Below are 25100 nucleotides of genomic sequence, written 5' to 3'. Positions count from 1 at the left end.
CGATCAACTGATCGCGGCGTCGGCTTTCATACGAATGACATTGGCGGCGCTGGCTGAGCCATCGAGCCAAAAAGACAACTCTGCGTATTGTTTGAACAAGTCCGGCGGCAGGATCGTGCGCCGTGATTGCAGCTCGACCTTGGGCTTGACCTTGTGCAGGCCCGCGATCCCGAGGCCCTGATCGAACTCCGGCGCGTCATACGCCAGATGGTTGAAATCGTGTTCGAACCACGGCTCGTCGATAAAGTCGTAAACCAGCCGCAGCACCCGCTCCGGCGCTTGAGTCAGCAGGTCGTAATCGACGATCAGCAACGACTCGGCCTGTTCGCCGTAATACGCTTCCTTGAGCGCCGCCCAGGCAAAACCCACCAGGCGATTGCGTTGGGCAAGGGTTTCGCAACGGCTGTAAACGGTGTTGCGCTCGCCCGCGTCGACAAACAGCTTGGTGTTTTCATAGGGGTTGGCGCGGTACAGGCGTTCGAGGCTGTCCATGACCCAGGCAACGTTGCGCACACAGGCAATGACCTTGGCCTTGGGGAACAGATCGTTGATGGCCGGCAGACGCGAGCTCCACAATCGATTGGTGTCGAACACCACCGGCTTGTCCGCCTTGTCGGCGTAGAAGGAATCGAACAGCCCGCGAAGCAGGCGACGGCGCAGAGGGGTATCGATCACCGCGCCGAACTCGCTGCCGGCACTGCATTGATCAAGGACGCTACTGAACAGAGAACCAACCGGGCTGGTCATGCCGGCGTGAAAACGCGGGTTCTGCAAAAGAATCGCAGAAAGCAGGGTGGAGCCTGAGCGCGGCAAGCCGGAAATAAAATGGAATTGCTGCAATCCCTTCACCCTAGACGAAAGTCCCTTTATATGACGGAGCGTAGTCCATGGATGGGGATTCGACTAGTGGGCTTTTGATATCAAATGGCGGTTGAGTCGATAAAAAATCGTGGTGGGTGGAGCTGCGTTTCGGGTGAATCGTTTAAGCGGCAAGGTCAGAGGCCGACCAGTGGGTCAGTGGCGTTAGGACCGTCGAACCTGTGGCGAGGGGATTTATCCCCGTTCGGCTGCGAAGCAGTCGTAAATCCCTCACCGCGGTACATCAGAAATACCGCAATTGCCGGTTTTTGGGCCGCTTCGCGTCCCAACTGAACTTTGGCGTTTGTGCGCACTGCCTTGGCAGGTCAGCGCGCTTTTGTTTCTTCTCCGGCTACGCCCTCTGTGTCCCTTAGCATGTCGTCGATAGAGTCGAACGGGTGGCGAATGTGATCAAGCACGCACCGAGACCGTGCATCGCAAATAACGAGACTGATAGCGACGCTTGTTCACGGCCGAACAAACAACCGCGCCCGGACCCCACCCGCCTTCTTCTCGCTGATGCTGTGCCAGTCAGCCGGCAATGCCACAAACTCGTCGGGCATGTCTGCCAGGCCAATCAACCAGACACGCCCGCCGCTTTTGAGCAGGTCGCCCAGGCTGTCCACATAGGCATCGCTGGTCACCAACGTACCGAAGCCATAGGCATTCGGCCGGCTCGATGCGCCATTGGCCAAGGGCGGGGTGTACAGCAGCGTTTTGGCCTCGGTGCGGTTGTAGTAGACGTAAACGAGATACCAGAGCATATCGCCGGTCACGATTTGATCACCGGGGGCAAAGTGCTGATTGACGTAGTCGACAACGACGCTGACCTGATCATTGGGATCAACCGTGGCGTTGTTCTTCACGCCCACCAGTTCCACGCCGATAAACAGCACCAGAATGGCCAGGGCCAGCACCCGAAAACCGGCGTACAGACGATCGACCGCCAGCGCCACCAGCATCGGCAAGCCCAGTGCATAGGCCGTTACATAGCGTTCGATGAACACCGGCGAGATGAATGACACCGCAAACACCAGCACAATCGGCAGCACGCTGAAGAGCACCAGCAGAATGCTGCCACGAAAAACGCTGCGATCGCGCGCCAGCGCCACACCAATCACCGCCAGCAACGCCGCTGGCAAGGTGATGAACAGCCAGCGCGGTAGCGTGCCGCCATCGTCCTGGACCAGCAGCGCCCAGATCATCGACGGCAGCGAACTCAGGGTGACCGGGTCTTCCCAGCCGACATCGCCGTTGGCCTTGAGCTCGTCCATGTGCTGCACCAGATCGACCAGGTTGGGCACCCATGGCAGGTACAGCAACACAATCGCCAGGTTCGCCAGCCACCAGGCCGGACGCTGGATATGCCGCAGGCGATAGCCCGGCTGCACCCGCACCACGGCCAGGTACAGCCAATGGCTGATCACACACAGGGCGGTGAAATAATGGGTATAGAACGCCGCCGCCATCAGCAGTGCATACACCACCAGATAGCCGTTACGCCGGGGTTGCCGGACCCAGTACACCAGCGCAATCGTGGCGCCGATCAGCAGCAGCCCGAGCAGGGAGTACATACGCACTTCCTGGCTGTAGCGCACCGCCGTGGGCAGCAGCGCCAGCAGGATACCTGCCAGCAATGCAGCGCGCCGGGTGGCGAGCAGGTCCACCAGCCACACGCCGAGCCCGACCGTGATGATCCCCGGCAATGCACTCAGGGTGCGAATCGAAAGAATGCCGTCACCGAACCAGTCGATCCAGCCATGCAGCAGCATGAAGTACAGCGGTGGATGGACATCGTGGGCCGCGTGCGACCAGATTTCACCCAACGAATGCTGGCTCAGCAACAGGCTGGAGCCTTCGTCGCCCCAGATGGCGGCAGCCGTCAGATCGTAGAAACGCACCAGCGCCGCCAAGACCATGATCGGCAGTAACCAGTGCTCTCTTGCCCAACGAACCAAGCGTTGCACGCCCAACCAGGCGCCTGGCGCTGCTTGGGGGTCTTGCGTGTCGCCAACCGGCGTTTCTCTACGCGCCTCCATTGCTTCCTCTTGCGGTGCCGGAAAAACCACGACGGTGTGGCCCCTGAAACATGCCGTCACTTTAGGCCAGCCAAGGAGAACCGTCGATGCTGGCTTTGCCCAACACGACATCCGGCAGCGCTGTCGATCCGGGTCTACGCTCTGGCTTGGCGTGACCAGGCCGCGCAGCGACGCGTGGCCCGCCAGATCACTTACCTGAAGGAAGAGGACTTATGGACGTATTTATGGGCACCGTCATGACGTTTGGCTTTAACTTTGCGCCCAACGGCTGGGCCTTGTGTAACGGTCAAATAATGAATATCCAGCAGTATCAAGCCTTGTTTACGCTACTGGGGACCGTCTATGGCGGCAACGGCAGCCAGACATTCGGGCTGCCCAACCTGCAAAGCCGCCTGCCGATCTGCCAGGGCACCGGCCCAGGTCTGACGGCACGCGTCATGGGTGAAAACTCCGGGACCGAGACGATCACCGCTACCCTCAACAACCTGCCTAACCACACCCATACGCTGACCGGAATCACGGCGAACACCACCGTGCAACTGGCCAGCCCGGCGAGCAACCCGGCCACCGTGCCGACCGCTACCAATTCGTACATCGGCGCCTCGGGTGGCGGGCCGGGTGCGGCGAACATCTACTCCGACGCGCAAGGTGCTTCGGCGGTGCCACTCAAAGGCGTGGCCACCACGGTCTCGGGCACCGTTTCGCCCACCGGCACCGGCCTGCCGATGGCCAGCATGAACCCGTTCCTGGTGCTGAACTTCAGCATCGCGCTGCAAGGCCTGTTTCCTTCGCGCAACTGAAACGCCGCCGGGGGCCTCACCTCCCCCGGCCACTCACCTTGCTGGAGCGATACCATGCTGGAACAGGTTCAAGACCAACATTTCCAACCGCTGCTGGGCCAGACCGCGACCTTGCGTTTGCCCGACGGCAGTGAACTGCCGATTCATATCGACAGCCTTGAGCAAAAACCACGCTCACAGATGCCCAACAGCGAGCGTGTGCCGTTTGGGGTCGGGTTCAACAGCCTGGAGCCCACTGACTTTGTGGATGGTTTATGTGCACTGGAATTGCCAGGACTGGGGCCGGTGCAGGATATTTTTGTGTCGCGGGTGCCGGCGATGGGGCGGGATCCGGCGGTGGGGTATTTCTACATCGCATTTAACTGAAACGATCACCACCCTCCATTGTGGGAGCGAGCCTGCTCGCGAAAGCGATCCACCATTCAATATTTTCGTTGACTGATACTCCGCTATCGCGAGCAAGCTCGCTCCCACAGGTTTTGTGGTGGTATTGGTTTATCCCTTCGGATACCACACCAACCGCTCCGCCGCCGGATTACGCTCCTCAACCTCAAACCCCAATGCCAGATAATGCCGCCGTGCATGGGGGTTGCTGGCCCAGACCACCGTTGCCACCGGGCAACGGATTTGCTGCGCGGCTTTCTGCACCCCTTGCAGCACCGTGCGGCCATAACCCTGGCCACGCGCCTGGGGAATGAAGGCGAGGTACAACACACGAATTTCGTTGGGGCCAAAATCCGTAGTCAGGGCACCAATCGGGGTGTCGAGTTTTTCCACCACGTAATGCATGGCGTTGGGATATTCATCTTCGATGCCTTGCTCCTGCACCCGAAACTGCTGGGCCACCAGTTCTTCAACCCGCTCCGGCTCGCCGTCGATCCATTGCAGGTCTGGCCGCGCCGCCTGATACAGGCTTTGCAGAAAAGGCCCGTCGCTGACCCGCGAAGGCCGCACCACCAAACCGTCCGCCGCCACTGTCCCACTGTTCGCCATGTCTTTCTCCCTTAGAAACCGCTCTCCCTCACACCCAGCGCTGCCATGCGCCGCCAGGCCGTTCCCAGTATCGATTCACCGCGACCCTGCAACACCACAATGCCGCGCAGCGGCTGCATCGGTGTCGGTGCGCTGTCGAGCAGGCTCAGCCGGGCGCCGTATTGCGCCTGCACCGGCTCGGGCCGTTGCGACTGATCGCGGCGCACGGCAATCGGCCCGTGGTGGTCGGACGTCAGCGCCTCCTGATCGACATAAGAGGCGCCATTGGTGTCGATCTCCGTCAGCTGCACGGCGACCGCCGGGTGCATCGGGTCATCGGCAATAAAGCGTCCGTGGGCGCCAGGTGCCACACGCCACAGATCGGCCTCGGCCAGATAGCCGCGCAACCGCGCCCCGTCTTCGACCACCCGCGCCAACGCATCTTTGGTCGCCAGCCAGCGACCAGGCACCAGCTGCGGCAACAAATCACGCACCTTGCCGGCGTGGGGCGCACGCAGCAGCAGGCGTTCACGCTGGGCGGCAAGGCCACGGTACTCGGCCACGGCTTCGGCCAGACGTTGTTCAACGATATTGGCGTCCGCTGCCGTTTCGCTGCGACCGGCCTGACGGCGCATCTGCAATTGCTGGATCTGGATTTCCTGACGGACGATGACCTGACGCGAGTCCAGGTCCGGCGATTCCAGCTCGATCAGCACATCGCCCTCGGCGACCACCTGACCGTCATGCACGTTCACGCTCTTGACCCGCGACGCCACGGGGGCGTGCAAGGCACTGGCACGGCCAGCCTCGAGCATCGTCGGCAACTCGACCGCGCTGCGCCATGGCAACACCAGCACCAGCACCACGCCAAGCAACGCCAGGCCACTGAGCAATACTCGCGGCCCGTGGGCCTGTTCCCGGCGGGTCCACCACTGGCGCCATTCACTCATGATCGGCAGAAAAATGAACCACACCAGCTCCACCAGCATCAGGAAAATCCCCAATACCTTGAAGAACAGGTGATAGACCGCCAGCGCGATCCCGAAAAACAACACCGCACGCCACAGCCATGAGCCATACCCCCACATCAACAAACGCCGCTGCATCTTCGGCGACCACGGCTCCGGTGCAGGTTCACCGTAACCGAACAAAAACTCGCGCAGACGCCAGCGACACAGGGCAAAGGCGCGGCCTTGAAGGTTGTCCACTTCAAGAAAATCGCTGAGCAAAAAGTAGCCGTCAAAACGCATGAACGGATTGAGGTTGATCACCAGCGTGGTGATCCACGTCGCACTGGCGAGCATAAACGCCGCCGTGCGCGCCGGTCCGTCCGGCAGCAGTGACCAGGCCAGCAGCGCAATGCACGCCAGCAGCAGTTCGGCCAACACGCCACCGGCACCGATCAGCAGCCGGGCGCGGCGATCATTGACCCGCCAGGCGTCGCTGACGTCGGTGTAGAACATCGGCAGCATCACCATGAACGCCACGCCCATGCTCTGTACCCGGCACCCGGCGCGCTTGGCCATGAATGCATGGCCGAACTCATGGCACAGCTTGGCGAAGAACAGTGCCACGCCGAAGGACAAAGCACCGCCCAGGCTGAACAAATGCGGGAACGTCGCGACAAAGCGCTGCCAGTCCCGCGACACCAGAAACACCCCCAACGCCAGGGTGGCGGGCAAACCGTAGCGCAGCGCTCGCGGGCCGAAGCGCTCCAGCCACGGCCAGGCGCGATTGAGAAAGGCGTCGGGGCGCCACAGCGGAATGCGGAAAAACAGGTATTGATGCAGCAGAATTTGCCACAGGCTGCGCCGCTGAGCAGCGGCTTTCAGGCTGTAGCTGGCGCGCTGCTGCGGATCGGTCGCGGTGATCAGGTCGTGACTGCGCAGAAAGGCCAGTAATTGCTCAAGTTCAGTCCCGTCCAGCGGCAAACCCGGCTCACGATTGGCGGCGCGCAGCACCTGCTCGGGATCGCCGAGAGACCAATGCCGCAGCAGCCGCATCGCCGCCGCGCCTAGCTTGAAATAGCGCCCGCGCACCGGGTCGGCCAGCGTCCAGCGCGGCGAGCCGTCGAGGGCCGGGGCGGCAGCCGACAATTGCAGGTCGGCCCGCAAGCTCGGCAAGGCCATCTACAGGCCCACGCTTTGCCGCAACCCGGCCAATGGCCGGCGTAACAGGTACAACGCCAGCGGTGCACGGTCGCCGAAGATTTTCGCTGTGCCGCGCAAACCGATGCGCGGCGGCGCGCTCTCGAAATTGGCGTCCAGCCGATAGGCCAACTGCCCGCCCGCTGTGGGCTGTGCCTCGTAGGCCGAACGTTCAAGTTTGGCCAGATGACGCTGCAACGGATCGCTGTCGAGGAACAGCGCGACCTGTGCCCCCGGCGCCAGGGCAATCGCGTCGCCCACCGCCAGTTCGATGCGCAACTCGGCCTGATTCGGGTCGGCGATTTCCATCAGCCGCTCGCCGGTCTGCACCGGTTTGCCGGTCCAGCGGTCGGCGTCGGCAAACACCGCGATGCCGTCACGCTCGGCGCGCACTTCGCTGCGTTTAAGCAGTTCGCGGGCGTAATCGCGTTCGGCGCGTTTCTGCTCGACCCGCGCTGCCAGCAAATCAATTTTCGAACTCGATTCGGCGTCTGCGAACGAGCGCTGGGAGTTGGCCTTGAGCTCGGCTTCAGCCACACCCAGGGCACGCTCGGCCACATCGGCCTGAGCCTTGAGGGTGGTGCTTTCGAAGCGCAACAGCAGGTCACCGGTTTTCACCGTCTGATTGGGTTTGACCAGAAACTCGGCAATCACCCCGTCCAGCGGCGCCGCCACCACGCGACCGCCCAGCGGCACCACTTCGGCCGGCGCCAGCACCGATTGCCGCACCGGGATCAGCAGACCCAGCAATAACACCGCCACCAACGCCACCTGGCGCTTGCGGGTCCAGCGCAGACGCCAGGGTTTGCGCGGTTGCAGCGCCAGCCAGGCGTGGCTATAGGTGTCGCCCAGTTGCGACAGCAGTATCTGTTCGGGCGGGTTCCAGGCGACGTCGCGGGCCAGCCACAAACCGCCGAACACTTCGCCCTGATGATCCACCAGCGGCAACCAGAACACCTGGGCGCTGGACAGACTTTGCCAGTCGGCTTGAATCGGTTCGCTGAGCAGCGTGGGGGAAATCACCCGTGCCTGCTTCAGCAGGTCAAGCTTGAACAACTGCGCCACCGCCTGTTCGACGAACGCCACGAACGGCGCGTTCGGGTCCACCGTACTGACGCCGGTCACCGCCTGAACCTTGCCGGCAATCAACAGCGCCGCGTGACGAAAGCCGAACAATGCCTGGCCGTCATTGACCAGGCTGTAGGCCAGTTGCGCCGGGTTACGGGCGGCACGGGTCTGGCGTTCGAGGTCGAGGAACCGGGCAAAGATCTGCTCGGCCCCGCCCGTTACCGGGGCGTTCACTTGAGCTCCGCGAAACGCGCCGTGCCACTCATGCCGGCCAGCAGACCGGTGGCGTTCGGCAACGTGGCCACCAGCAACAACGTCTGACTGCCTTCATCAATACGCGCGCCGAGGCGCTTGACCGTGGCCTCCAGCGGCTGACCGGTTTCATCGGGGACAAAATTGAACGTCTGGCCCGGCTTGAGCTTGCCCATCCAGCGCGACGGAATCAGCAGATGGATTTCCAGCGTGCGGTTGTCCACCACGTCCAGCAGCGGTGCGCCGGCGGCGACGCTCTCAAAGCGCTGCACCTTGCGTTCCACCACCTGGCCGTCGAAGGGCGCAAGCACGCTGCAACGCTTGACCTGCACCTGATAGACCTGCGATTGCGCCTGAGTCTCGCTGACCTTGGCCTCGGCCCGCGCCACTTCAAAACGCCCGACCGAATTCAACGCCGCCAGTTGCCGGTTATGCGCCAGCTCTTCACCGGCGCCACGGCTGGCGGCCTGCGCAGCATTGAGCTGGGCCTGATACCCCGAGCAATCAAAACGCGCCAGGGTGTCGCCCTTCTTGAACGACTCGCCCTCACTGAACGGCAACTCGACGATCCGTCCCGCCAGCTCACTGGCGAGCATCGCCTGATCCCGGGCACGCAACACGCCACGGGCCTCATTGGCCGAAGAAGCACGGGTCCCCGTTGCGCTGGTTTCCAGCAGCGGATCGTCTGGCGCAGGGCTTTGCGCCTGAGCTACACACGATACAAAGGTCAATCCGATAACCAAACTACCCAAACGCTGCATAACCGTAACTCCCTGACGGATGGTCGGAGTCTACGACAGCGGGGGGTAGCGTCAAGCGAATAGCCACCATTGGGAAAAAGAGTGCGCTCGTGATGAGTTTTACGCACCTACAAAGACTGAAGATATTTCCTACCGGCTTCGGCCTAACGCCGATCAGTCAAGACGCAAAACCTGTGGGAGCGAGCCCGCTCGCGAAGAGGCCAGCACATTCAACATTGATGTTGAATATCAGACCGCCTTCGCGAGCAGGCTCGCTCCCCCAAGGTTTACGGTGTTCAAATCCTTAACTGACCGGCATCAGGCTTCAGCCGGTTTTTTCATTTAGAGACAGAAATCAGCGCTGCGCCGTCTCCGCCACCGGATACACCGACTCCCATCCCCCACCCAACGCTTTATACAAACCCACCATCGCCAGCGATACCCCGGTCGAGCTCTCGACCCACTGCTGCTGGGTCGCCAGCAACTCGCCTTGCACGGTCAGCACGTTCACAAAATCCACCACGCCTTCCACGTATTGCTGTTGCGCGGTACGCAGCGCGATCTGGTTCTGGCGTACGGCTTCGGCAAGGCTGTCGCGGCGGCGTTGGCTGGCGTTGTAGGCGCTCAGTTGATCGTCGATCTCATGCCAGGCACGCAGCACGGTTTGCTGATAGGCCAGCGCCGCTTCCTGTTGCTGGGCCTCGCGCAGGTTGAGCATGCCGCGCAGGCGGCCGCCGTCGAACAGCGGCAGGCTGAACTGCGGGCCGATGCCGAACGAGCGTGAGCCCCAAGAGCCGAAGTCGCTCAGTTGCATGGCCTGCGAACCGATAGTGCCGGACAGGGTGATGCGCGGATAAAAATCACCCTTGGCCACGCCGATGCTCGCCGTCGCCGCGTGCAGACGGGCCTCGGCCTGACGGATGTCCGGGCGGCGTTCGGCCAGTTGCGACGGCAGGCCGATGGCAACCTGCGGCGGGGTTTGCGGCACCGGCGCGTCTGTGGATAACTCGGCGTTCAGCGCTTGCGGTGGCTCGCCCATCAACAGGCTCAGCGCGTTGATCAGTTGCGACTGGCGCTGCTCCAGCGCCGGCAGGCGCGACTCGATGGCGGCGACTTGAGCGGCGGCTTCGGCGACGTCCAGATCCGTGGCCACGCCATCGGCCAGGCGCAATTGCGAGAGTGTCAGGCTGTGCCGGGCGACGTCGAGGTTCTGCTCGGTGACCGCCCTGGTGTTCTGCACACCGCGCAATTGAATGTAATTCTGAGCGGTTTCGGCGAGCACTGACAACAGCACGCCACGCCGGTCATTTTCCGCGACTTCGAGGGTCGCATCGGCGGCCTCGGTTTCGCGGCGCACGCGGCCCCAGAAGTCCAGCTCCCAGGAGGCGGAGAAGCCGGCATCCCAGAGATTGAACGCCGATTTGCCGTTGTTCCCGGACGGATCTTGCAAGCCTTCGCTGCTGTTGCGTTCGCGTCCGTAACTGCCGCTGGCGGCGGTGTGGGGATAGCGATCGGCAGTGACCACCTGCCGGGCAGCGCGGCTTTGTTGCAAGCGGCTGCTGGCGAGTTTCAGATCAAGGTTGTCGGTCAGGGCGCGCTGGCTCAGGGCTGAGAGTTTTGCGTCGTGAAACACTTCCCACCAGCGTTCGTCCAGGGTGTCGCCGACGGTTTGGCTGGGGGCGGGTTTTGTTGGTTTTGACCATTCGCTGATGTGTTGGGGTTGGGGTTTGATGAAGTCCGGGCCGACGGTGCAGGCGCTTAGGTTCATGACGAGCAAAGCGCCCAGAGTGAGTGGCGGCCACTGGCCTCTTCGCGGGCAAGCCCGCTCCCACATTTGATCGCATTTATTCTGGAAGAACCCAGTCACTGTGGGAGCGGGCTTGCCCGCGAAGAGGCCAGACCCGCCAATAGAGATCTTCATCGCTGCACCACCTCACGCTTGCCAGCACCGGCCGTATCAATGCTCGCCTCCACCGACATCCCTACCCGCAACCGTTCGGCCAATGGCTGCCCCGGTTCGAGGACGATCTTTACCGCAATCCGCTGCACCACCTTGGTGAAGTTGCCGGTGGCGTTATCCGGTTTCACCGACGCAAACGTCACCCCGGTCGCCGGTGCGATGCTCTCCACGCGCCCGGTCAGCATTTCACCGCCGAGGCTGTCGACACGCACCTGCACGTCTTGCCCCGGCTGTACGTCGGTCAGTTGGGTTTCCTGGAAGTTGGCGACCACATACGCCTGAGCCAACGGCACCACGGCGAGCATCTTGCTGCCCGGCGTCACGTAGGCGCCGACCCGCACCGCACGCTCACCGACCATCCCGTCCTGCGGCGCGACAATGCGCGTGTAAGACAGCTCATAGCTGGCCATCTCCAGCGCCGCTTGCGCCCGCTTCAACTCCCCTTCAGCGGCATCGCGCTGGGCCGTGAGAATGTCCACCTGCTTGCGCTCCGCCGCCAGTACGGCGGTGGCATTGGCCAGTTTTGCGGTGGCCTGGTCGATGCGGGTTCGCGCTTGCTGCGCGCTCTGCACCGTACCGGCACCGACGCCCGCCAAATGGTCATAGCGATTCAACTCATGCTCGGCAAAGGCCATTTCAGCCTTGGCCGACACCACCGTGGCCTGAGCCTGGGCGATGACCGAGGTCTGGCGTTCCAGCGTCGCCCGCGCATTTTGCAACTGCGCCTTGGCCACCAGGGTTTGCGCGTCGGCCGCCTGGGCGGCGGCGCGCAGGTCGCGGTCATCGATCAGCGCCAGCAGTTGCCCGGCCTTGACCTGCTGGTTGTCGTCCACCAGCACTTCCTTGATAAACCCGGCCACACGCGGCACTACCAGCGTGAAGTCCGCCGAGACAAAGGCGTCGTTGGTGTTTTGCTGGGTGCGCTTGCCGAACAGGCCGGGCAGCACCAGACAGATCAGCACGCCGACGGCCACCGCAGCGGCCACACCGATCGCCAGTTTTTGCTTTGAATACGTCATAAACACCTTCAGTTTCAGTGAAGCAATCAGGTCGGCGCGCGAGGCGGGAAGATCCGCGTCGGCAGCCAGAAAATCAGCAGGATCAGCGCCAGAGCGACACCGGCCATGCACAGATAAAGATCCGAAGACGTCAGCACCACCGCCTGCTCGTGCAGCCGATGAGCGAGGCCCGGGCTATCGCTGTCGGCCAGCGGCGAATTGCCGAGGTTGTCCACCAATATGGTCGAGTGAAAATGCAGGCGTGAGCGGGTCAACGCGTCCAGCACGCCGGCAGCGATCACCGATGCCAGCCCGCGAACCGTGTTGAACCAGGCCGACGCGAACGGCCCTTCAATCGGCTTGATGCTGCCGGTGGCGAGCATCAGCAGCGGCAACACCGCCATGGGCTGGCCGAAAATCTGCAGCAGTTGCAGCCCATAGAAGTCGTCGCGAATCCACTGCGACGTCAGCTGCGAGGCGCCAATGCACGACAGCGCCAACAGGCTCAGGCCAAGGCCCAGCACCCAGCGGCAATCCACCCACCGCAAGTTGCACAACGCCGCCACCAGCGGCAGCGCAAGCAACTGCGGTAATGCCGCCACCAACATCAGCGGCGCGGTCTGGGCCGGTCGATAACCCTGCACCTGCGCCAGATACGCCGACGGAATCACCACCACCGCCGACAGCACCACCAGCACGCCGGCCAGCGTCATCAGGGCGAAGCTCAAATTGCGGATGCCAAGCATCTGCAACTTGAAGAACGGAACCGGCTGCGACCATTCATTGATCAGGAACAGCACCAGCAACAGCAAGCCACCGCCGAGCAAGCCGCAGATAAGGCTGGATTCGAACCAGTCCAGGCGATTGCCCTGCAAGATGCCGATGACCACCATGCAGATCGCCGGGAAACCCAGCAGCAGGCCGCGCCAGTTGAACGGCTTCAAGCGCTCCAGGCGCAGCGGGTCCTGGGGCAAGCCGTAGGCCACCGCCGCCATGGCGATCAGGCACGGCGCGACGATTTGCCAGAAGGTCCATCGCCAGCCGACATACTCGGTCCATAGCCCGGCCAGCGGCGTGCCGAGACCAGGGCCGAAGGTCGCCGTCAGCGCATAACCGGCCAGACCGTAGAGCTTCACATTGGCCGGCAAAAAACGCAGGGCGACGGTCATCAGCATCGGCGGCAGCGCACCGCCGGCCAGGCCTTGCAAGGTGCGCAGCAACAGCAGGCTTTCGTAGGTCGGGGCGAACGGGCACAGCACGCCCAACACGGTGAACACGCCGATGGCGTAGAGGGTGAAACGGCGCAACGAAAACGTCACCGAGCACCAGGGCGCGAAGGCCATGGCGGCGACCGAAGTGGCGGCGTAACTGGCCACCAGCCAGGTGCCTTCGTCGTAACCGATGGCCAGCGCGCCGCGAATGTCGGCCAGCGCGACTTTGGTCACCATCTCGTTGAGGCCGGACACCAGTACCGCCAGCAACACGCCCACCAGACCAATGATGATCCGCAGGCCGAAGACCGGTGGCGTGATGGCGGTTGGGCTGGCCACGGCGAGAGGTGCCGTGACCGTCAGGGAAGTCATGGACTGCCACTCCGGTAGGGGAATACCGGGGCATTTTATGGAATGCGATAGCTGACGAAAATTGACTTGTTGGCAGGTTATAAGTGCGTTCCATGCAGCAATGAAAAAACCCTGTTTGCTGCAGCAATGAAGAACCCCTGTGGCAGCGTGCCCTGCCTCAAGTGGGCTGTGCCGCCAGCCACGTCTCGTCGCAACACGCCTTGAGCGTTTCACGCATCCATCTGTGAGCCGGGTCTTTGTCGAAGCGCGGGTGCCACGCCTGGGTCAGCATCAAGGTCGGCAGCGGGATCGGCAGTGTGAACGAACGAAGATTGAGCCCCAGGCGTCGCACGCTCAGGAGCGTTTCCTTGGGCACTGGCAGAATCAGGTCGGAATCGGGCAAGGCAAACATCGCCGCATGAAAACTCGGCGCGATCACCGCCACCCGCCGCTCCAGCCCCAAGGCACCGAGCGCGGTGTCGATCGGGCCACGGGCCAGGCCACGGCGGGAAACGCTGATGTGGGAAAACCCGGCGTAGCGCTCGGCGGTGATTTCTTCATCGAACAGTGGGTGATCGTTGCGGGCCAGCCCGACGAAGTGGGTAGAAAACAGGTTCTGCACCTTCACTTCCGGCATCGACGGGCGGTTGTTGCTGATGCTCAGATCGATCCGTCCTTCGCGCAGCGCCTCGTCGTCTCCATCGCCTTCCGGCACAAAGCGCAGTTCGCAGTGCGGGGCCTGACGCTCCAGCGTGTCGAACAGCTTGCCGCCGTAAACGCCGACGAAAAAGTCATTGGCGCGAATGCTGAAGCGGCGCTGCAAGGTGCTCAACTGCACTTCGTCGGCGGAACGAAACAGCAATGCGGCCTGCTCCACTACATCCCGCACCTGATCGCGCAGGGCCAGCGCCTTGGGCGTCGGCACCAGGCCGCGACCGGCCCGCACCAGAATCGGATCGCCAATGGCTTCGCGCACCCGCGTGAGCGTGCGGCTCATGGCCGCCGGGCTGAGGTTCATCCGCCGCGCCGCGCCCACCACACTGCCCTCGTCGAGCAGGGCATCGAGGGCGACCAACAGATTCATGTCCGGGAGTTGCATGCTAAGCACTCGTGGCCGACCAGGATTGAGTCAGACGCAATGCTAGCAAATATCTCAGAGACCCACCCCTGGCCGCACATCATTAATGGCCGCCGAATACCCCGTAGCTGCCGCAGACTCGCAAAACACTAGCAGTTCTGCTAGTTCACAAAATCCGTACTCGCGACCAATACTAGAGACGCATTCAATAGCCTCTCTTTCGCGAAGGTCCCGACATGACTCACGGTCAAAAGGATTCGATTTCGCAACGTACTGTCCTGCTGGCCATCGACCACAGTCAGTCGATCATTGGCGAAATCGTCGATGGCAAAGCCAACGCCATCGCTTACTCCGCCTACGGCCATCAGTCCGCGCAGCAGGACGTCACGACGCGACTGGGCTTCAATGGCCAATTGCGCGAAATGCAAACCAGCTGGTATCTGCTGGGTAACGGCTACCGCGCCTATAACCCGCGATTGATGCGCTTTCACAGCCCGGACAGTTGGAGTCCGTTTAACGGCGGCAGGTTGAATGCGTATATGTATTGCGTGGGGGATCCGGTGAATCGGTCGGATCCGACAGGGCATTTCTCACTGACCAACTTCATTTTCGGCACGATGAGATTCTTTTCCGGGGACCCGGGCTATCACGCCTCAGGCGGCGGAAGGGGGCTTCTGGAAATCGGTGCAGCGATAGGAAGCAGAGCCCCTAACCCGGGAGGAATCAGTTCGACGCCCATAGGTAACAGCCCCGGGCTTGGCGACCATGCCCCGACAACGCTCAAGCACCACCCAGGATTTGCACAAGGTGCCGCGATGGACGGACTGACTGCAATGGGGAGTGGGAAAACCCGCTTTGTCGGAGGACGTTTTCCCGTGGGCAGCGGTCGCCCCCGCGGTAGCGGCCGGGGCCCATCTAGACCCCAAAGTTTAATAACGATATGGGAGGGCCCTGAGTATCACCCACGTATCGAAACCCTTACGCTTTTAACCAGCGCCCCTGGAAATTCCAGCTTCACCACAACTCACCTGCCGCAGCTTACTCCTGACCCTGTGCACTGGAATAGCCCCAGCCTCCACCAGCCCCCTAGCCCTGCCAATAGCAACTATTACCCTAGCCCTCCTGGTAGCCCCGCGGGTCCAAGCCGTTGGTCCTCTGATGACTCTTTTCGATCCAGATCCTCCAGAAGTTCATTTGGGTCCAGTAACTCCAGTAACTCCAGCATACGAAGTTCTTAGGAATGACCGGGTATGCTGAAGGTGGAGGATAGGGTGTAAAAACTAAATGCATTAAGTCGTCAGTCTTCCAGCGATTCATTTCTTTCCGCTGTTTCTTCAACACGTAGCTGATGAAGTTGGTGCGGCCTGGCACTTGAGGAACACGGCGGTGGGATTCACCGCTGCATCCCCCACCGCTTCACCGTCACCCGCTCCAACGTATCGAACACCAGGTTCTCCACCAGCAATCCAATCAGAATCACCACCGCCAACCCGGCAAACACCTTGTCGGTATACAGCTCGTTGCGATTCTGAAAGATGTACCAGCCCAAGCCGCCCTTGCCGCTGGTGGCGCCGAACACCAGTTCGGCGGCGATCAACGTGCGCCAGGCGAAGGCCCAGCCGATTTTCAGGCCGGCGAGAATCGACGGCAGCGCTGCCGGGATCAGGATGAACAACACAAAGCGCATGCCTTTGAGGCCGTAGTTGCGACCGGCCATGCGCAGGGTTTCCGAGACGCCGAGAAACCCGGCATAGGTGTTCAGCGCCAGCGCCCAGAGTACCGAGTGCACCAGCACGAAAATCAGGCTGTTCTGCCCCAGGCCGAACCACAGCAATGCCAGCGGCAGCAGGGCAATCGCCGGCAGCGGGTTGAACATTGAGGTCAGGGTGCTCAGCAGGTCACGGCCGAACTGGGTCGAAACCGCCAGCGTGGTCAGGGCAAACGCCAGGACGATGCCGATCAGGTAGCCCTTGAGCAGCACGACCAGGGAAATCCACACCTTGCCCAGCAACTCGCCGCTGAGCAAACCGTCGTACAGAGCGCTGCTGGTTTGCAGGAAACTCGGCAGCAGCAGGTCGTTGTTCGTATAACGCGAGGCCGCTTCCCACAACACCGCTAGCAGTATCAGGATCAGGCTTTTGCGCAGCCAGCCTTGCTGCCAGAGGCGCTGACGCAGCGGCAGTTCGCGCTCCACCGGCACACTCAACAGCGGTTGCAGGTCAACTTCGAATGCTTGTCGCGAAGATGATGAATGGCTCATCGGGCGATCCTCTCAATGGCTCAATAAGCGATACGGATGTCGGCGAAATCCAGCTCGCGTTCGGTTTCCGGCGACTGGCCTTCGTCGAACAGCAACCGGTGAATGCGCCGCGCCGACTCCTGAAACGCCACGCCGCCCAGGCTCTGCAAGTCGTATTGATGGCTGTGAACTTCCGCCCGCACCCGCCCCGGATGCGGTGACAGCAGCAGGATGCGATTACCGACCACCAGCGCCTCTTCGATGGAGTGCGTGACGAACAGCAGCGTGAAGCGCACCTCTTCCCAGAGCAGCAGCAATTCTTCTTGCATCTTGCGTCGGGTCAGGGCGTCGAGGGCGGCGAAGGGTTCGTCCATCAAGAGGATTTTCGGCTGCATGGCCAAGGCGCGAGCAATCGCCACCCGCGCTTTCATGCCACCCGACAAGGTGTGCGGATAGGCATCGGCAAACGCCGCCAGCCCGACCTTGTCCAGATAGTGCAGCGCCCGTTCTTCAGCTTCCTTGCGCTTCAGCGTCCTGGACGCCAGTAGCGGGAACATCACGTTCTGTTTGACGGTTTTCCACGGCGGCAGTTGATCGAATTCCTGGAACACCACAATCCGGTCCGGCCCCGGCGCATGGACGGTTTGCCCTTGAAGGCGTATCTCGCCCTCGCAAGGCTGGATGAACCCGGCCACCGCTTTGAGCAAGGTTGATTTACCGCAGCCCGAGGGGCCGAGCAGTACAAAGCGGTCCGCCGGATCGATTTCGAAACTGACCTGGTGCGTGGCACGAACCACCCGTTGCGGCGTGCGGTATTCGAGGCTGACGCCATCGACCGACAGCAGCGCCTGGGCTGTGGTGATCGGGTTGCTGGCCGTGTGGCCTTGCAAGGGGGCGTTCATGGCGGTCAGCTCCCTTGCAGCGGTTTGGCGTCCTGGAAGAAGTAGTCCTTCCACGATTCAGGCTTGTTCTTGATCGCGCCGACGCGGTAGAGGAATTCGGCGAGCGGGTAGGTGTTTTTCGGCGTGACGCTGAATTCGAACTGCGGGTTGTCGATGATTTTCAGCAACGTGGCGCGGTCGATCTTGGCCTTGGTGACGCGGATGTACGTGTCAGCCGCGGCGCCTTTGTCGTTCTGCGCGAACTGCGCCGCTTCGGTCAGAGCCTCGACGAAGGCCTTGTAGGTTTTCGGGTTCTGGTCGCGGAATTTCTCGGTGGCGAACAGCACCGTCGGCGAGTTCGGACCGAGCACGTCATAGGAGTTGAGGACGACGTGGACGTTGGGATTTTCCAGCGCCTGATCCTGGAACGGCGGGTTGGAGAAATGCCCGGTCAGCTCGGTGCCGCCGGCGATCAGCGCCGCCGTGGCATCGGGGTGCGGGACGGCGACGGTGTATTTGTCGAGGCGATCGAATTCCTTGTCGCCCCACTGCTTGGCCGCCGCGTATTGCAGGAAGCGTGACTGCACCGAGACCCCGACTGCTGGCACCGCGATGCGATCCTTTTCGGTGAAGTCGGCAATGGTTTTTACCTTCGGATTGTTGCTCAGCAGGTAGTACGGAAAGTTGCCGAGCGAGGCCACGGCTTTGACATTCTGTTTGCCGTGGGTGCGGTCCCAGATGGTCAGCAACGGGCCGACACCGGCACCGGCAATGTCGATGGAGCCGGACAGCAGGGCATCGTTGACCGCCGCGCCGCCCGAGAGCTGAGTCCAGTCGACCTTGATGTCGATGCCTTCCTGCTTGCCGTATTTCTCGATCAGGTTCTGGTCGCGCACCACATTGAGCAGCAAGTACACGATGCCGAACTGCTCGGCGATGCGGATCTCACCTTCAGCGTGGGCCACGGCCGGCGCCACCAGGCTGCCGGCGAGCAAACTGAAACCCAAGCCGATGGCCGCCGCCAGCGGCGCCAGTGAAAGACGTTTGGACATGGTGGTTCTCCGGCAAATCAGAAAGGCGCGTCGCCCTGGATGGTGGTGCGATACAGCTTGCGGCGCAGGTAGCTTGGGCAGCCGGCGGCAAGGTGGATCAGCGAGCGGTTGTCCCAGAACACCAGGTCGTGGGCCTGCCACTGATGGCGGTAGATGTTCTGCGCCAGCACGCTGTGGGCATACAGCTCGGCCAGCAGTTGTTTGCTCTCATCTTCGGGCAACCCGACGATGCGCGTGGTAAAGCCTTCGCTGACGAACAACGCCTTGCGGCCGTTTTCCGGGTGAGTGCGCACGATCGGGTGCACGACTTCGGCAACCTGGGCGAGCTGCTCCGGGGTCAGGGTCGGGCGCCAGTTGCCTTCGAATTTGCTCTCGCTGTAACGCGCCGTGTAGGAGTGCGCCGCCGAGCGGCCTTCGACGGCTTTGCGCAGCGCTTCAGGCAGGTTGTCCCAGGCTTTGTGCATGTCGGCGAACAGCGTGTCGCCGCCCTCCGACGGCAGCTCCTGGGCATGCAGCATCGAGCCCAGGCTTGGCAGTTCCTTATAGGAAAGATCGGAATGCCAGAACTTGCCGGCGTCACCGAGGCCGATGGATTGGCCGTTTTCGATGATGTTGGAAACGATGAGAATTTCCGGGTGATCGGCCAGCAGGAATTGCTTGAGGACGTGAATCTGCAACACGCCGAAACGGCGGCTGAATTCGATCTGTTGTTCGGGGGTGATGCGCTGGTCGCGGAACACGACAACGTGGTGATCCAGGTGCGCGCGGTGGATGCGGGCGAAATCCAGGTCGTTGATCGGCCGGGATAAATCGAGGCCGATGATTTCGGCACCAACGGCGCCGCTGAACGGGCGGATGTCGAAGGTTTGTGGCGCGATGCTTTGAGACGCAGAGACGGCTGACATGAAAATCACTCCCACACACGGCACGCTCAATAGCGCACACGTCGATCAGAAACTCACGGATGTCCCGTGTTGGTTCGTGTCGTGCGGCGCGCGGATTGGTCAGCGGGTACGCAGGAGGATGACTTTATAGGTATAAGAATTAGAATTTAAATACCGTTAGTGAATAACGATATGGCTTTTGGGACAGTGGTGTTTTTGAGGCCGCTTTCGCGAGCAGCCTCGCCCCCACACTGGCTTTGTGTCGATCACAACACCCCTGTGGGAGCGAGCCTGCTAGCGAAGAGGCCATCAGCCACAACGCAAAACTATCGCTCGTGCAGTGCTTCGGCCCGCGCCCGGATAATCGGCTTGAGCAGGTAGCTCAGCACGGTCTTCTTGCCGGTAATGATATCCACCGACGCCACCATCCCCGGGATGATCAGCAGCGGCTTGTCATCCGTCCCCAGGTGGCTGCGCTCGGTGCGCAGTTTGATGATGTAGTAGGTGGTCTTCTTGTCTTCGTCGGTGATGGTGTCGGCACCAATCTGTTCAAGCTTGGCCTTCAACCCACCGTAAATGGTGTAGTCGTACGCGGTGAATTTCACTGTCGCGTCCTGGCCCGGATGCAGGAAGGCGATGTCTTGCGGGCGGATTTTCGCTTCGACCAGCAAGGTGTCGTCCAGCGGTACGATTTCCACCAGGTCGACGCCTGGCTGGATCACGCCACCGATGGTGTTCACCAGCAGTTTGTTGACGATCCCGCGCACCGGCGATGTCACCAGCGTACGGCTGACGCGGTCTTCCAGCGCCTTGCCGGTGGCCTGGGCCTTGTTCAGGTCGGTGCGGGCTTCGTTGAGTTGGGTCAGGGCTTCGCTGCGGAATTTGCCGCGCGTCTCGTCGATCTTGCGCTGCACTTCCTTGATCGCCGATTCGGCGCGGGGAATGGCCAGCGTCGTGGCGTCCAGTTGCCCACGGGTTTCCACTTCGGCGCGCTTGAGTCGCAGCACTTCCACCGGCGACACCGCGCCCTGGGCCACCAGCGGCTCGGACATGTTGATTTCCTGACGCTGCAACGCCAGACCGCTGCGGTACTGCGCCTGCTTGGAGGTGAACTCGCGCAGTTCTTGCTGGCGCTGGATCAGTTGTTCCTGCAAGCCGCCGATTTCGTCGTGCAACTGCTGACGACGGCTGGTGTACAGCGATTCTTCGCTGCGGGCCTGGTTCGGCACAGCCTTGAGCACGTCAGCCGGGAAATTCAGCGGACGGTCATCGACCTCGGCGCTCAGACGTTCCACGCGCAACAGCATAGACAGGCGATCGGCTTCGGTTTCGCCGACGTTGGAAGCGAAGCGGGTGTCATCGAGACGAATCAGCGGTGCGCCGGCCTCGACAATCTGCCCTTCCTTGACGAACAGTTCGGAGACGATACCGCCCTCAAGGTTCTGGATTTTCTGGATCTTGGAGGACGGAATCGCCTTGCCGTCGCCCTTGGTCACTTCGTCGATCACGGCGAAATGGGCCCACAGCATCAGGAACACGAAGAAGCCGATGATCGCCCAGATCGTCAGCCGCACCACGCGGGGCGCATCTTCAATGAGTGCCTTGTTCACTTCCGGTAATGGCTGGCCTTGCAGCGAGGCGGTGCCCTTGAAATAACGGCGGATCGAATCCTTGAATCCCGACTTAAGCAACACTGATCTGCCCCTTTTTCAACGCTTCCATCACTACGGCTTTCGGGCCATCGGCGAGAATCTGTCCTCGGTCGATCACCAACAGGCGATCCACCAGCGACAACAGTGACGCCCGGTGCGTCACCAGCACCACCGTCTTGTTTTCAACCACGGCGGCGAGCCGTTGCTTGAGGCGTTCTTCGCCGGTGTTGTCCATCGCGCTGGTCGGTTCGTCGAGCAGCAGGATCGGCGGGTTGAGCAGCAGCGCACGGGCCAGGGCGACGTTCTGCCGCTGACCGCCGGACAGGTTCTGCCCGCGCTCGCCGACTTGCAGTTCATAGCCTTGCGGATGCAGACGGGCGAACTCATGCACGCCCGCCAGTTCGGCGGCTTGCAGCACCATTTCGTCTTCGACGTAACGCGCGCCGGAGACCAGGTTGTCGCGCAGCGTGCCGGCGAGTAGCTGGATGTCCTGGGGTACGTAGCCGATGTTGTGGCGAAGTTCGCTGACGTCGATCTGGCGAATGTCGACGCCGTCGACCAACAGCGCGCCGTCATCCGGCTGATACAGGCCCACCAGCAGTTTGGCCAGCGAGCTTTTGCCCGAGCCACTGCGGCCGATGATGCCGATTTTCTCGCCGGGCTTGATGATCAGGTTGATGTTCTTCAGCGCCGGATTTTGCTGGTTCGGGTAGGTGAAGTTCAACTGACGGCACTCGATGGCGCCCTGCAATACCTTGCGGCTCAGCGGGCGCTCTTCGAAATTGCGTTCTTGCGGCAGCTCCATCATCTGATCGACCGAGACCATGGTGACCCGGGCTTGCTGGTAGCGGGTCAGCAGGCCGGACAGCGACGCCAGCGGGCTGAGGGCGCGACCGCTGAGCATGTAGCAGGCAATCAGGCCGCCCATGCTCAGCTTGCCGTCGATGATCTGGTACACGCCGAAGACGATCATGATCACACCGGCCAGTTGCTGGATCAGCAGGGTGATGTTCATCGCCAGACCGGAGAGCATTTTCACCCGCAGTTCGAGGCGGCTGAGGGTGCCGATGGTCTGCTCCCACTGGTACTGACGCTCGCTTTCGGCGTTGTTGACCTTCACCGCATCGAGGCCGGCCAGGGTTTCGATCAGGCTCGACTGACGCTCGGCGGCCAGGGCCATGGTCCGTTCCATGGTCGCTACCAGCGGCTTCTGCAAGGCGTAGCCGATCAGCAGGGCAATCGGGAACGCCAGCACCGGAATCCACACCAGATGCCCGCCAAGGATGGCGATGACCATGAAGATCAGCAGGGTGAACGGCAGATCGATCAGGCTGGTCAGGGTCAGCGAGGCGAGAAAGTCGCGCAGGCTCTGAAACTCGTGGATGTTCTGGGCGAAGCTGCCGACGCGGGCCGGGCGGCATTTCATGGCCATGCCGACGATGCGTTCGAACAGCGTCGCCGAGATGATCAGGTCGGTTTTCTTGCCGGCCAGGTCCAGGCACAGGCTGCGCAGGCTTTTGAGAATCAGGTCGAACAGATAGGCACCGGTGATGCCGATGGCCAATACCCACAGGGTCGATTCGGCCTGGTTCGGCACCACGCGGTCGTAGACGTTCATCACGAACAGCGGCGCGGCCATGGCGATGATGTTGATCAGGAAGCTGGCGGCGATGGCGTCGGCATACAGCCAGCGCGAACGCTTGAGGGTGTCGCGGAACCACGAGCGCGCACGCGGGATCAGCGTGCCGTGGTTGACGTCGAATTTGTGTTGCGGTTGGGCGAAGAAGACTTTGCCGATGTAGTCGTCGGCCAGCAGTTCGCGGCTGACCAGGCTCTCGCCACCGTCGGTTTCGCTGAGCAGCACACGAGCCTGGTCTTCACCCTGCCAGCCGAGCAGCACTGCGCTGCGACCGTCCTTGAGCAGCAACAGCGCCGGCATGGCGATGGCCGGAATGTCTTCCAGCTTGCGCACCAGCACCCGCCCTTGCAGCCCGGCACGAGCCGCCGCACGGGGCAGCAACTCGACACTCAAACGCTGTTTGGGCAACGGCAAGCCGGTGGTCAGCATCGCGGCGCTGGCCGGTTTCTGGTGCAAGGTGCACAAGGCCAGCAGGCCGTCCAGTAACGGATCGTCATGCATCGCGCGTGGATCATGAATGAGTTGAACTCGACTGACTTCTGATTCCACGCTCGGCACTCTTGGCTAACAATTGAACAATTAAGGTCCTGCTCAGTTCATACCGGGCAGCTGGACCTTTGGCTTCACGTCGTTCTGCACGACGGATGCCAACGGTGCGACCACTCCCTGGCTCTTGAGCAACTCGCCCATGGTCGCCTTGATTCGGTACTGAGTAAATAACTGAATGTTTCTGATCTCGGCCAGACGGCGGGAAGCGGTGAACAGCTCGTTTTCGCTGTCGAGCAAGTCGAGCAAAGTACGCTGGCCAAGGCTGAACTGCTGCTGATACGCGGTGCGCACGGCGGTGCTGCGGTCCACATATTCCTGAGCGATCGGCACCTGGGCGTTGGCATTGTTCTGGGCGTTCCAGGCCAGGCCAAGCTCCTGGTTCAGCTCGCGCAGGGCGTTGTTGCGGATATCCAGCGCCTGGGTGGACAGGTAGGCCTTGGATTCCAGGTCAGCCTTGTTGCTGCCACCGGCAAACACGTTGAAGCGCATGCGCAGCATGGCTTGCCATTCATTATTGTGGCCAACCTGACCATCGAGGTTGTTGTCGGCGGTGCGACCCAGCTCGGCATCGAAGCGCGGGTAGAAGGTCGACTTGGCAGCTTCGTACTGCTTCTCGGCGGCGGAAATATCGGACTCGGCGGAGCGCAGGATCGGGCTGTTTTCCAGCATTTGCTGGCGGGCTTCATTCAGGTTGGCCGGCAACATTGCCATGAACGGTGCCGGGCGCTCCAATTGATCGGGCATCTGGCCCACGGCGGCGAGGAAGTTGGTCTCGGCGTCGGCCAGGTTGGTCTGCTCGGTAATCAGGTTGTTGCGGGCCTGAGCCATACGCGCTTCGGCCTGGTCCAGGTCAGCACCGCTGCCGACACCGCGCGAGGTGCGCAGTTTGATCTGGTCGAAAATACGCTCGTGGCTTTTCAGGTTTTCTTCGGCCAGACGCACGAATTCACGGCGGGTCAGCACGTCGAGATAGACCTGGGCGACGGTCAGCCCGGTGCGCTCCGAGGTGCCCAGCAAGGCATAGGCGCGGGAATTGACGGTGGCTTGTTGACGCCCTACTTCGCTGGACGTCGCAAAACCGTCAAAAACCATTTGCGTGAGGCGCACGCTCGACTCGCCACGGTTCAGGGTTTCCCAGTGATTACTGCCAGTGTCGGCCCGAGTGGTGGCGTTGTCCGAGCTTTCGCGACCGTACCCGCCCAGCAAATCGACCCGTGGCAGGTATCCACCTTTGGCGGCCTTTAATTGATAATCCGCGGCCAATCGGCTGTTGACCCCTGCCTGGATTTCCGGATGGACATCCAGCGCTTGCTGCATCGCTTCCGGAAGGGATTGCGCCTGAGCGAAACTGGCGGCAAGGGCGAAGGGTAGAGCCTTGAACAAGTGCAAACGCATGATATGAATTTCCCGGAACTTCTTGTCTTGAATCACAGCAAACAGGGGTGCTGCGTCGGATGATGGCAACCGGAATGACCGTATGTCGGAAAGTTCAAAACAGGAACTGGATCACACGTTGTAGGACAGGTCGCCGCGAAAATATCAATGTGACATTACAGGGGCGATTGTTTAGGATGGCACCCATAAGGTCAATAGTTTGGCATAAAGTTAATAGCGAAAAAATACTGCCAATTTATTGACGAAAAATAGCGTCAATCTTGTACGTTAATCATTTTAAAAGGTCGTCCAGACTGATTGGCGAGTTCGCCATCAGGTCCATGGAAGTCAACTGA

The 25100-nt window shown here is 61.6% G+C and carries 21 protein-coding genes; 3 read left to right on the top strand and 18 right to left on the bottom strand.

Features of this window, described 5'->3' with window-relative positions:
- Window positions 1-3: 3 nt before the first annotated feature.
- Window positions 4-849 (bottom strand): sulfotransferase family protein, encoded by an 846-nt coding sequence (locus POF45_RS16820; RefSeq protein WP_259498071.1) that lies wholly within the window; start codon window positions 847-849, stop codon window positions 4-6.
- 476 nt (window positions 850-1325) lie between these two features.
- Window positions 1326-2897: a glycosyltransferase family 39 protein gene (locus POF45_RS16815; RefSeq protein ID WP_282316171.1), complete on the bottom strand. Its 1572-nt coding sequence runs from the start codon at window positions 2895-2897 to the stop codon at window positions 1326-1328.
- Window positions 2898-3109: 212 nt separating this feature from the next.
- Between POF45_RS16815 and POF45_RS16810 the strand changes: the two genes are divergently transcribed.
- Complete coding sequence (locus POF45_RS16810) at window positions 3110-3697, top strand: phage tail protein (protein ID WP_259498068.1); 588 nt, start codon at window positions 3110-3112, stop codon at window positions 3695-3697.
- A 54-nt stretch (window positions 3698-3751) separates the two neighbouring features.
- Window positions 3752-4063 (top strand): DUF6916 family protein, encoded by a 312-nt coding sequence (locus POF45_RS16805; RefSeq protein WP_259498067.1) that lies wholly within the window; start codon window positions 3752-3754, stop codon window positions 4061-4063.
- 129 nt (window positions 4064-4192) lie between these two features.
- On the opposite strand, the gene POF45_RS16800 is transcribed toward POF45_RS16805, so the two are convergent.
- The 9 genes from POF45_RS16800 to POF45_RS16760 form a co-directional block, all read right to left on the bottom strand.
- Complete coding sequence (locus POF45_RS16800; protein WP_259498066.1) at window positions 4193-4690, bottom strand: GNAT family N-acetyltransferase; 498 nt, start codon at window positions 4688-4690, stop codon at window positions 4193-4195.
- A gap of 11 nt (window positions 4691-4701) precedes the next feature.
- Entirely contained in the window at window positions 4702-6798 is a 2097-nt protein-coding gene (locus tag POF45_RS16795) for a site-2 protease family protein (RefSeq protein ID WP_259498065.1), read from the bottom strand.
- Window positions 6799-8118: an efflux RND transporter periplasmic adaptor subunit gene (locus POF45_RS16790; protein ID WP_282316169.1), complete on the bottom strand. Its 1320-nt coding sequence runs from the start codon at window positions 8116-8118 to the stop codon at window positions 6799-6801.
- Window positions 8115-8897, bottom strand: a complete 783-nt coding sequence (locus POF45_RS16785) for an efflux RND transporter periplasmic adaptor subunit (RefSeq protein WP_282316168.1) — start codon at window positions 8895-8897, stop codon at window positions 8115-8117. Before POF45_RS16785 ends, POF45_RS16790 begins: the two co-directional genes overlap by 4 nt.
- Window positions 8898-9231: 334 nt before the next feature.
- Window positions 9232-10797 (bottom strand): efflux transporter outer membrane subunit, encoded by a 1566-nt coding sequence (locus tag POF45_RS16780; protein ID WP_282316167.1) that lies wholly within the window; start codon window positions 10795-10797, stop codon window positions 9232-9234.
- Entirely contained in the window at window positions 10794-11855 is a 1062-nt protein-coding gene (locus tag POF45_RS16775; RefSeq protein WP_259498059.1) for an HlyD family secretion protein, read from the bottom strand. The genes POF45_RS16780 and POF45_RS16775 overlap by 4 nt, the downstream gene beginning before the upstream one ends.
- Before the next feature lie 26 nt (window positions 11856-11881).
- Window positions 11882-13417, bottom strand: a complete 1536-nt coding sequence (locus POF45_RS16770) for an MFS transporter (protein ID WP_282316166.1) — start codon at window positions 13415-13417, stop codon at window positions 11882-11884.
- Window positions 13418-13574: 157 nt separating this feature from the next.
- Window positions 13575-14495 (bottom strand): LysR family transcriptional regulator, encoded by a 921-nt coding sequence (locus tag POF45_RS16765; protein WP_259498055.1) that lies wholly within the window; start codon window positions 14493-14495, stop codon window positions 13575-13577.
- Window positions 14496-14635: 140 nt separating this feature from the next.
- Window positions 14636-14965 carry a hypothetical protein gene (locus POF45_RS16760; protein ID WP_259503311.1) on the bottom strand — a complete coding sequence of 110 codons (330 nt, stop codon included), beginning with the start codon at window positions 14963-14965 and terminating at the stop codon, window positions 14636-14638.
- On the opposite strand from POF45_RS16760, the gene POF45_RS16755 reads away from it, so the two are divergent.
- Window positions 14870-15712 (top strand): RHS repeat-associated core domain-containing protein, encoded by an 843-nt coding sequence (locus tag POF45_RS16755; protein ID WP_259503067.1) that lies wholly within the window; start codon window positions 14870-14872, stop codon window positions 15710-15712. The genes POF45_RS16760 and POF45_RS16755 overlap by 96 nt on opposite strands.
- A 155-nt stretch (window positions 15713-15867) precedes the next feature.
- On the opposite strand, the gene POF45_RS16750 is transcribed toward POF45_RS16755, so the two are convergent.
- The 7 genes from POF45_RS16750 to POF45_RS16720 form a co-directional block, all read right to left on the bottom strand.
- The gene (locus tag POF45_RS16750) at window positions 15868-16734 is read right to left on the bottom strand and encodes an ABC transporter permease (protein ID WP_259498053.1); all 867 of its coding nucleotides are present in this window, start codon (window positions 16732-16734) and stop codon (window positions 15868-15870) included.
- Between the two features lie 20 nt (window positions 16735-16754).
- Window positions 16755-17615, bottom strand: coding sequence for an ABC transporter ATP-binding protein (locus tag POF45_RS16745; protein ID WP_259498051.1), 861 nt, complete (start codon window positions 17613-17615; stop codon window positions 16755-16757).
- A 5-nt stretch (window positions 17616-17620) separates the two neighbouring features.
- Entirely contained in the window at window positions 17621-18646 is a 1026-nt protein-coding gene (locus POF45_RS16740; RefSeq protein ID WP_259498049.1) for an ABC transporter substrate-binding protein, read from the bottom strand.
- 17 nt (window positions 18647-18663) lie between these two features.
- The gene (locus POF45_RS16735; protein WP_282316165.1) at window positions 18664-19551 is read right to left on the bottom strand and encodes a TauD/TfdA dioxygenase family protein; all 888 of its coding nucleotides are present in this window, start codon (window positions 19549-19551) and stop codon (window positions 18664-18666) included.
- Window positions 19552-19856: 305 nt separating this feature from the next.
- Window positions 19857-21224 carry an HlyD family type I secretion periplasmic adaptor subunit gene (locus POF45_RS16730; protein WP_259498045.1) on the bottom strand — a complete coding sequence of 456 codons (1368 nt, stop codon included), beginning with the start codon at window positions 21222-21224 and terminating at the stop codon, window positions 19857-19859.
- Entirely contained in the window at window positions 21214-23370 is a 2157-nt protein-coding gene (locus POF45_RS16725; RefSeq protein WP_259498044.1) for a type I secretion system permease/ATPase, read from the bottom strand. Before POF45_RS16725 ends, POF45_RS16730 begins: the two co-directional genes overlap by 11 nt.
- 42 nt (window positions 23371-23412) lie before the next feature.
- Window positions 23413-24765: a TolC family outer membrane protein gene (locus tag POF45_RS16720; protein ID WP_282316163.1), complete on the bottom strand. Its 1353-nt coding sequence runs from the start codon at window positions 24763-24765 to the stop codon at window positions 23413-23415.
- Between the last annotated feature and the right edge of the window lie 335 nt (window positions 24766-25100).

Source organism: Pseudomonas fungipugnans (assembly GCF_029955235.1).
Classification (GTDB): Bacteria; Pseudomonadota; Gammaproteobacteria; order Pseudomonadales; family Pseudomonadaceae; genus Aquipseudomonas; species Aquipseudomonas fungipugnans.
The sequence above is the reverse complement of the archived record's forward strand: the minus strand, read 5'-3'. Positions and strand labels throughout refer to the sequence as shown.

Bases quoted from the DNA above. Each gene is read 5' to 3' on its own strand.
- POF45_RS16740 (WP_259498049.1), bottom strand. From the start codon at position 18,646: ATGTCCAAACGTCTTTCACTGGCGCCGCTGGCGGCGGCCATCGGCTTG.
- POF45_RS16735 (WP_282316165.1), bottom strand. From the start codon at position 19,551: ATGTCAGCCGTCTCTGCGTCTCAAAGCATCGCGCCACAAACCTTCGAC.
- POF45_RS16780 (WP_282316167.1), bottom strand. From the start codon at position 10,797: ATGAAGATCTCTATTGGCGGGTCTGGCCTCTTCGCGGGCAAGCCCGCT.
- POF45_RS16800 (WP_259498066.1), bottom strand. From the start codon at position 4,690: ATGGCGAACAGTGGGACAGTGGCGGCGGACGGTTTGGTGGTGCGGCCT.
- POF45_RS16775 (WP_259498059.1), bottom strand. From the start codon at position 11,855: ATGACGTATTCAAAGCAAAAACTGGCGATCGGTGTGGCCGCTGCGGTG.
- POF45_RS16745 (WP_259498051.1), bottom strand. From the start codon at position 17,615: ATGAACGCCCCCTTGCAAGGCCACACGGCCAGCAACCCGATCACCACA.
- POF45_RS16720 (WP_282316163.1), bottom strand. From the start codon at position 24,765: ATGCGTTTGCACTTGTTCAAGGCTCTACCCTTCGCCCTTGCCGCCAGT.
- POF45_RS16815 (WP_282316171.1), bottom strand. From the start codon at position 2,897: ATGGAGGCGCGTAGAGAAACGCCGGTTGGCGACACGCAAGACCCCCAA.
- POF45_RS16795 (WP_259498065.1), bottom strand. From the start codon at position 6,798: ATGGCCTTGCCGAGCTTGCGGGCCGACCTGCAATTGTCGGCTGCCGCC.
- POF45_RS16770 (WP_282316166.1), bottom strand. From the start codon at position 13,417: ATGACTTCCCTGACGGTCACGGCACCTCTCGCCGTGGCCAGCCCAACC.
- POF45_RS16750 (WP_259498053.1), bottom strand. From the start codon at position 16,734: ATGAGCCATTCATCATCTTCGCGACAAGCATTCGAAGTTGACCTGCAA.
- POF45_RS16810 (WP_259498068.1), top strand. From the start codon at position 3,110: ATGGACGTATTTATGGGCACCGTCATGACGTTTGGCTTTAACTTTGCG.
- POF45_RS16785 (WP_282316168.1), bottom strand. From the start codon at position 8,897: ATGCAGCGTTTGGGTAGTTTGGTTATCGGATTGACCTTTGTATCGTGT.
- POF45_RS16805 (WP_259498067.1), top strand. From the start codon at position 3,752: ATGCTGGAACAGGTTCAAGACCAACATTTCCAACCGCTGCTGGGCCAG.
- POF45_RS16765 (WP_259498055.1), bottom strand. From the start codon at position 14,495: ATGCAACTCCCGGACATGAATCTGTTGGTCGCCCTCGATGCCCTGCTC.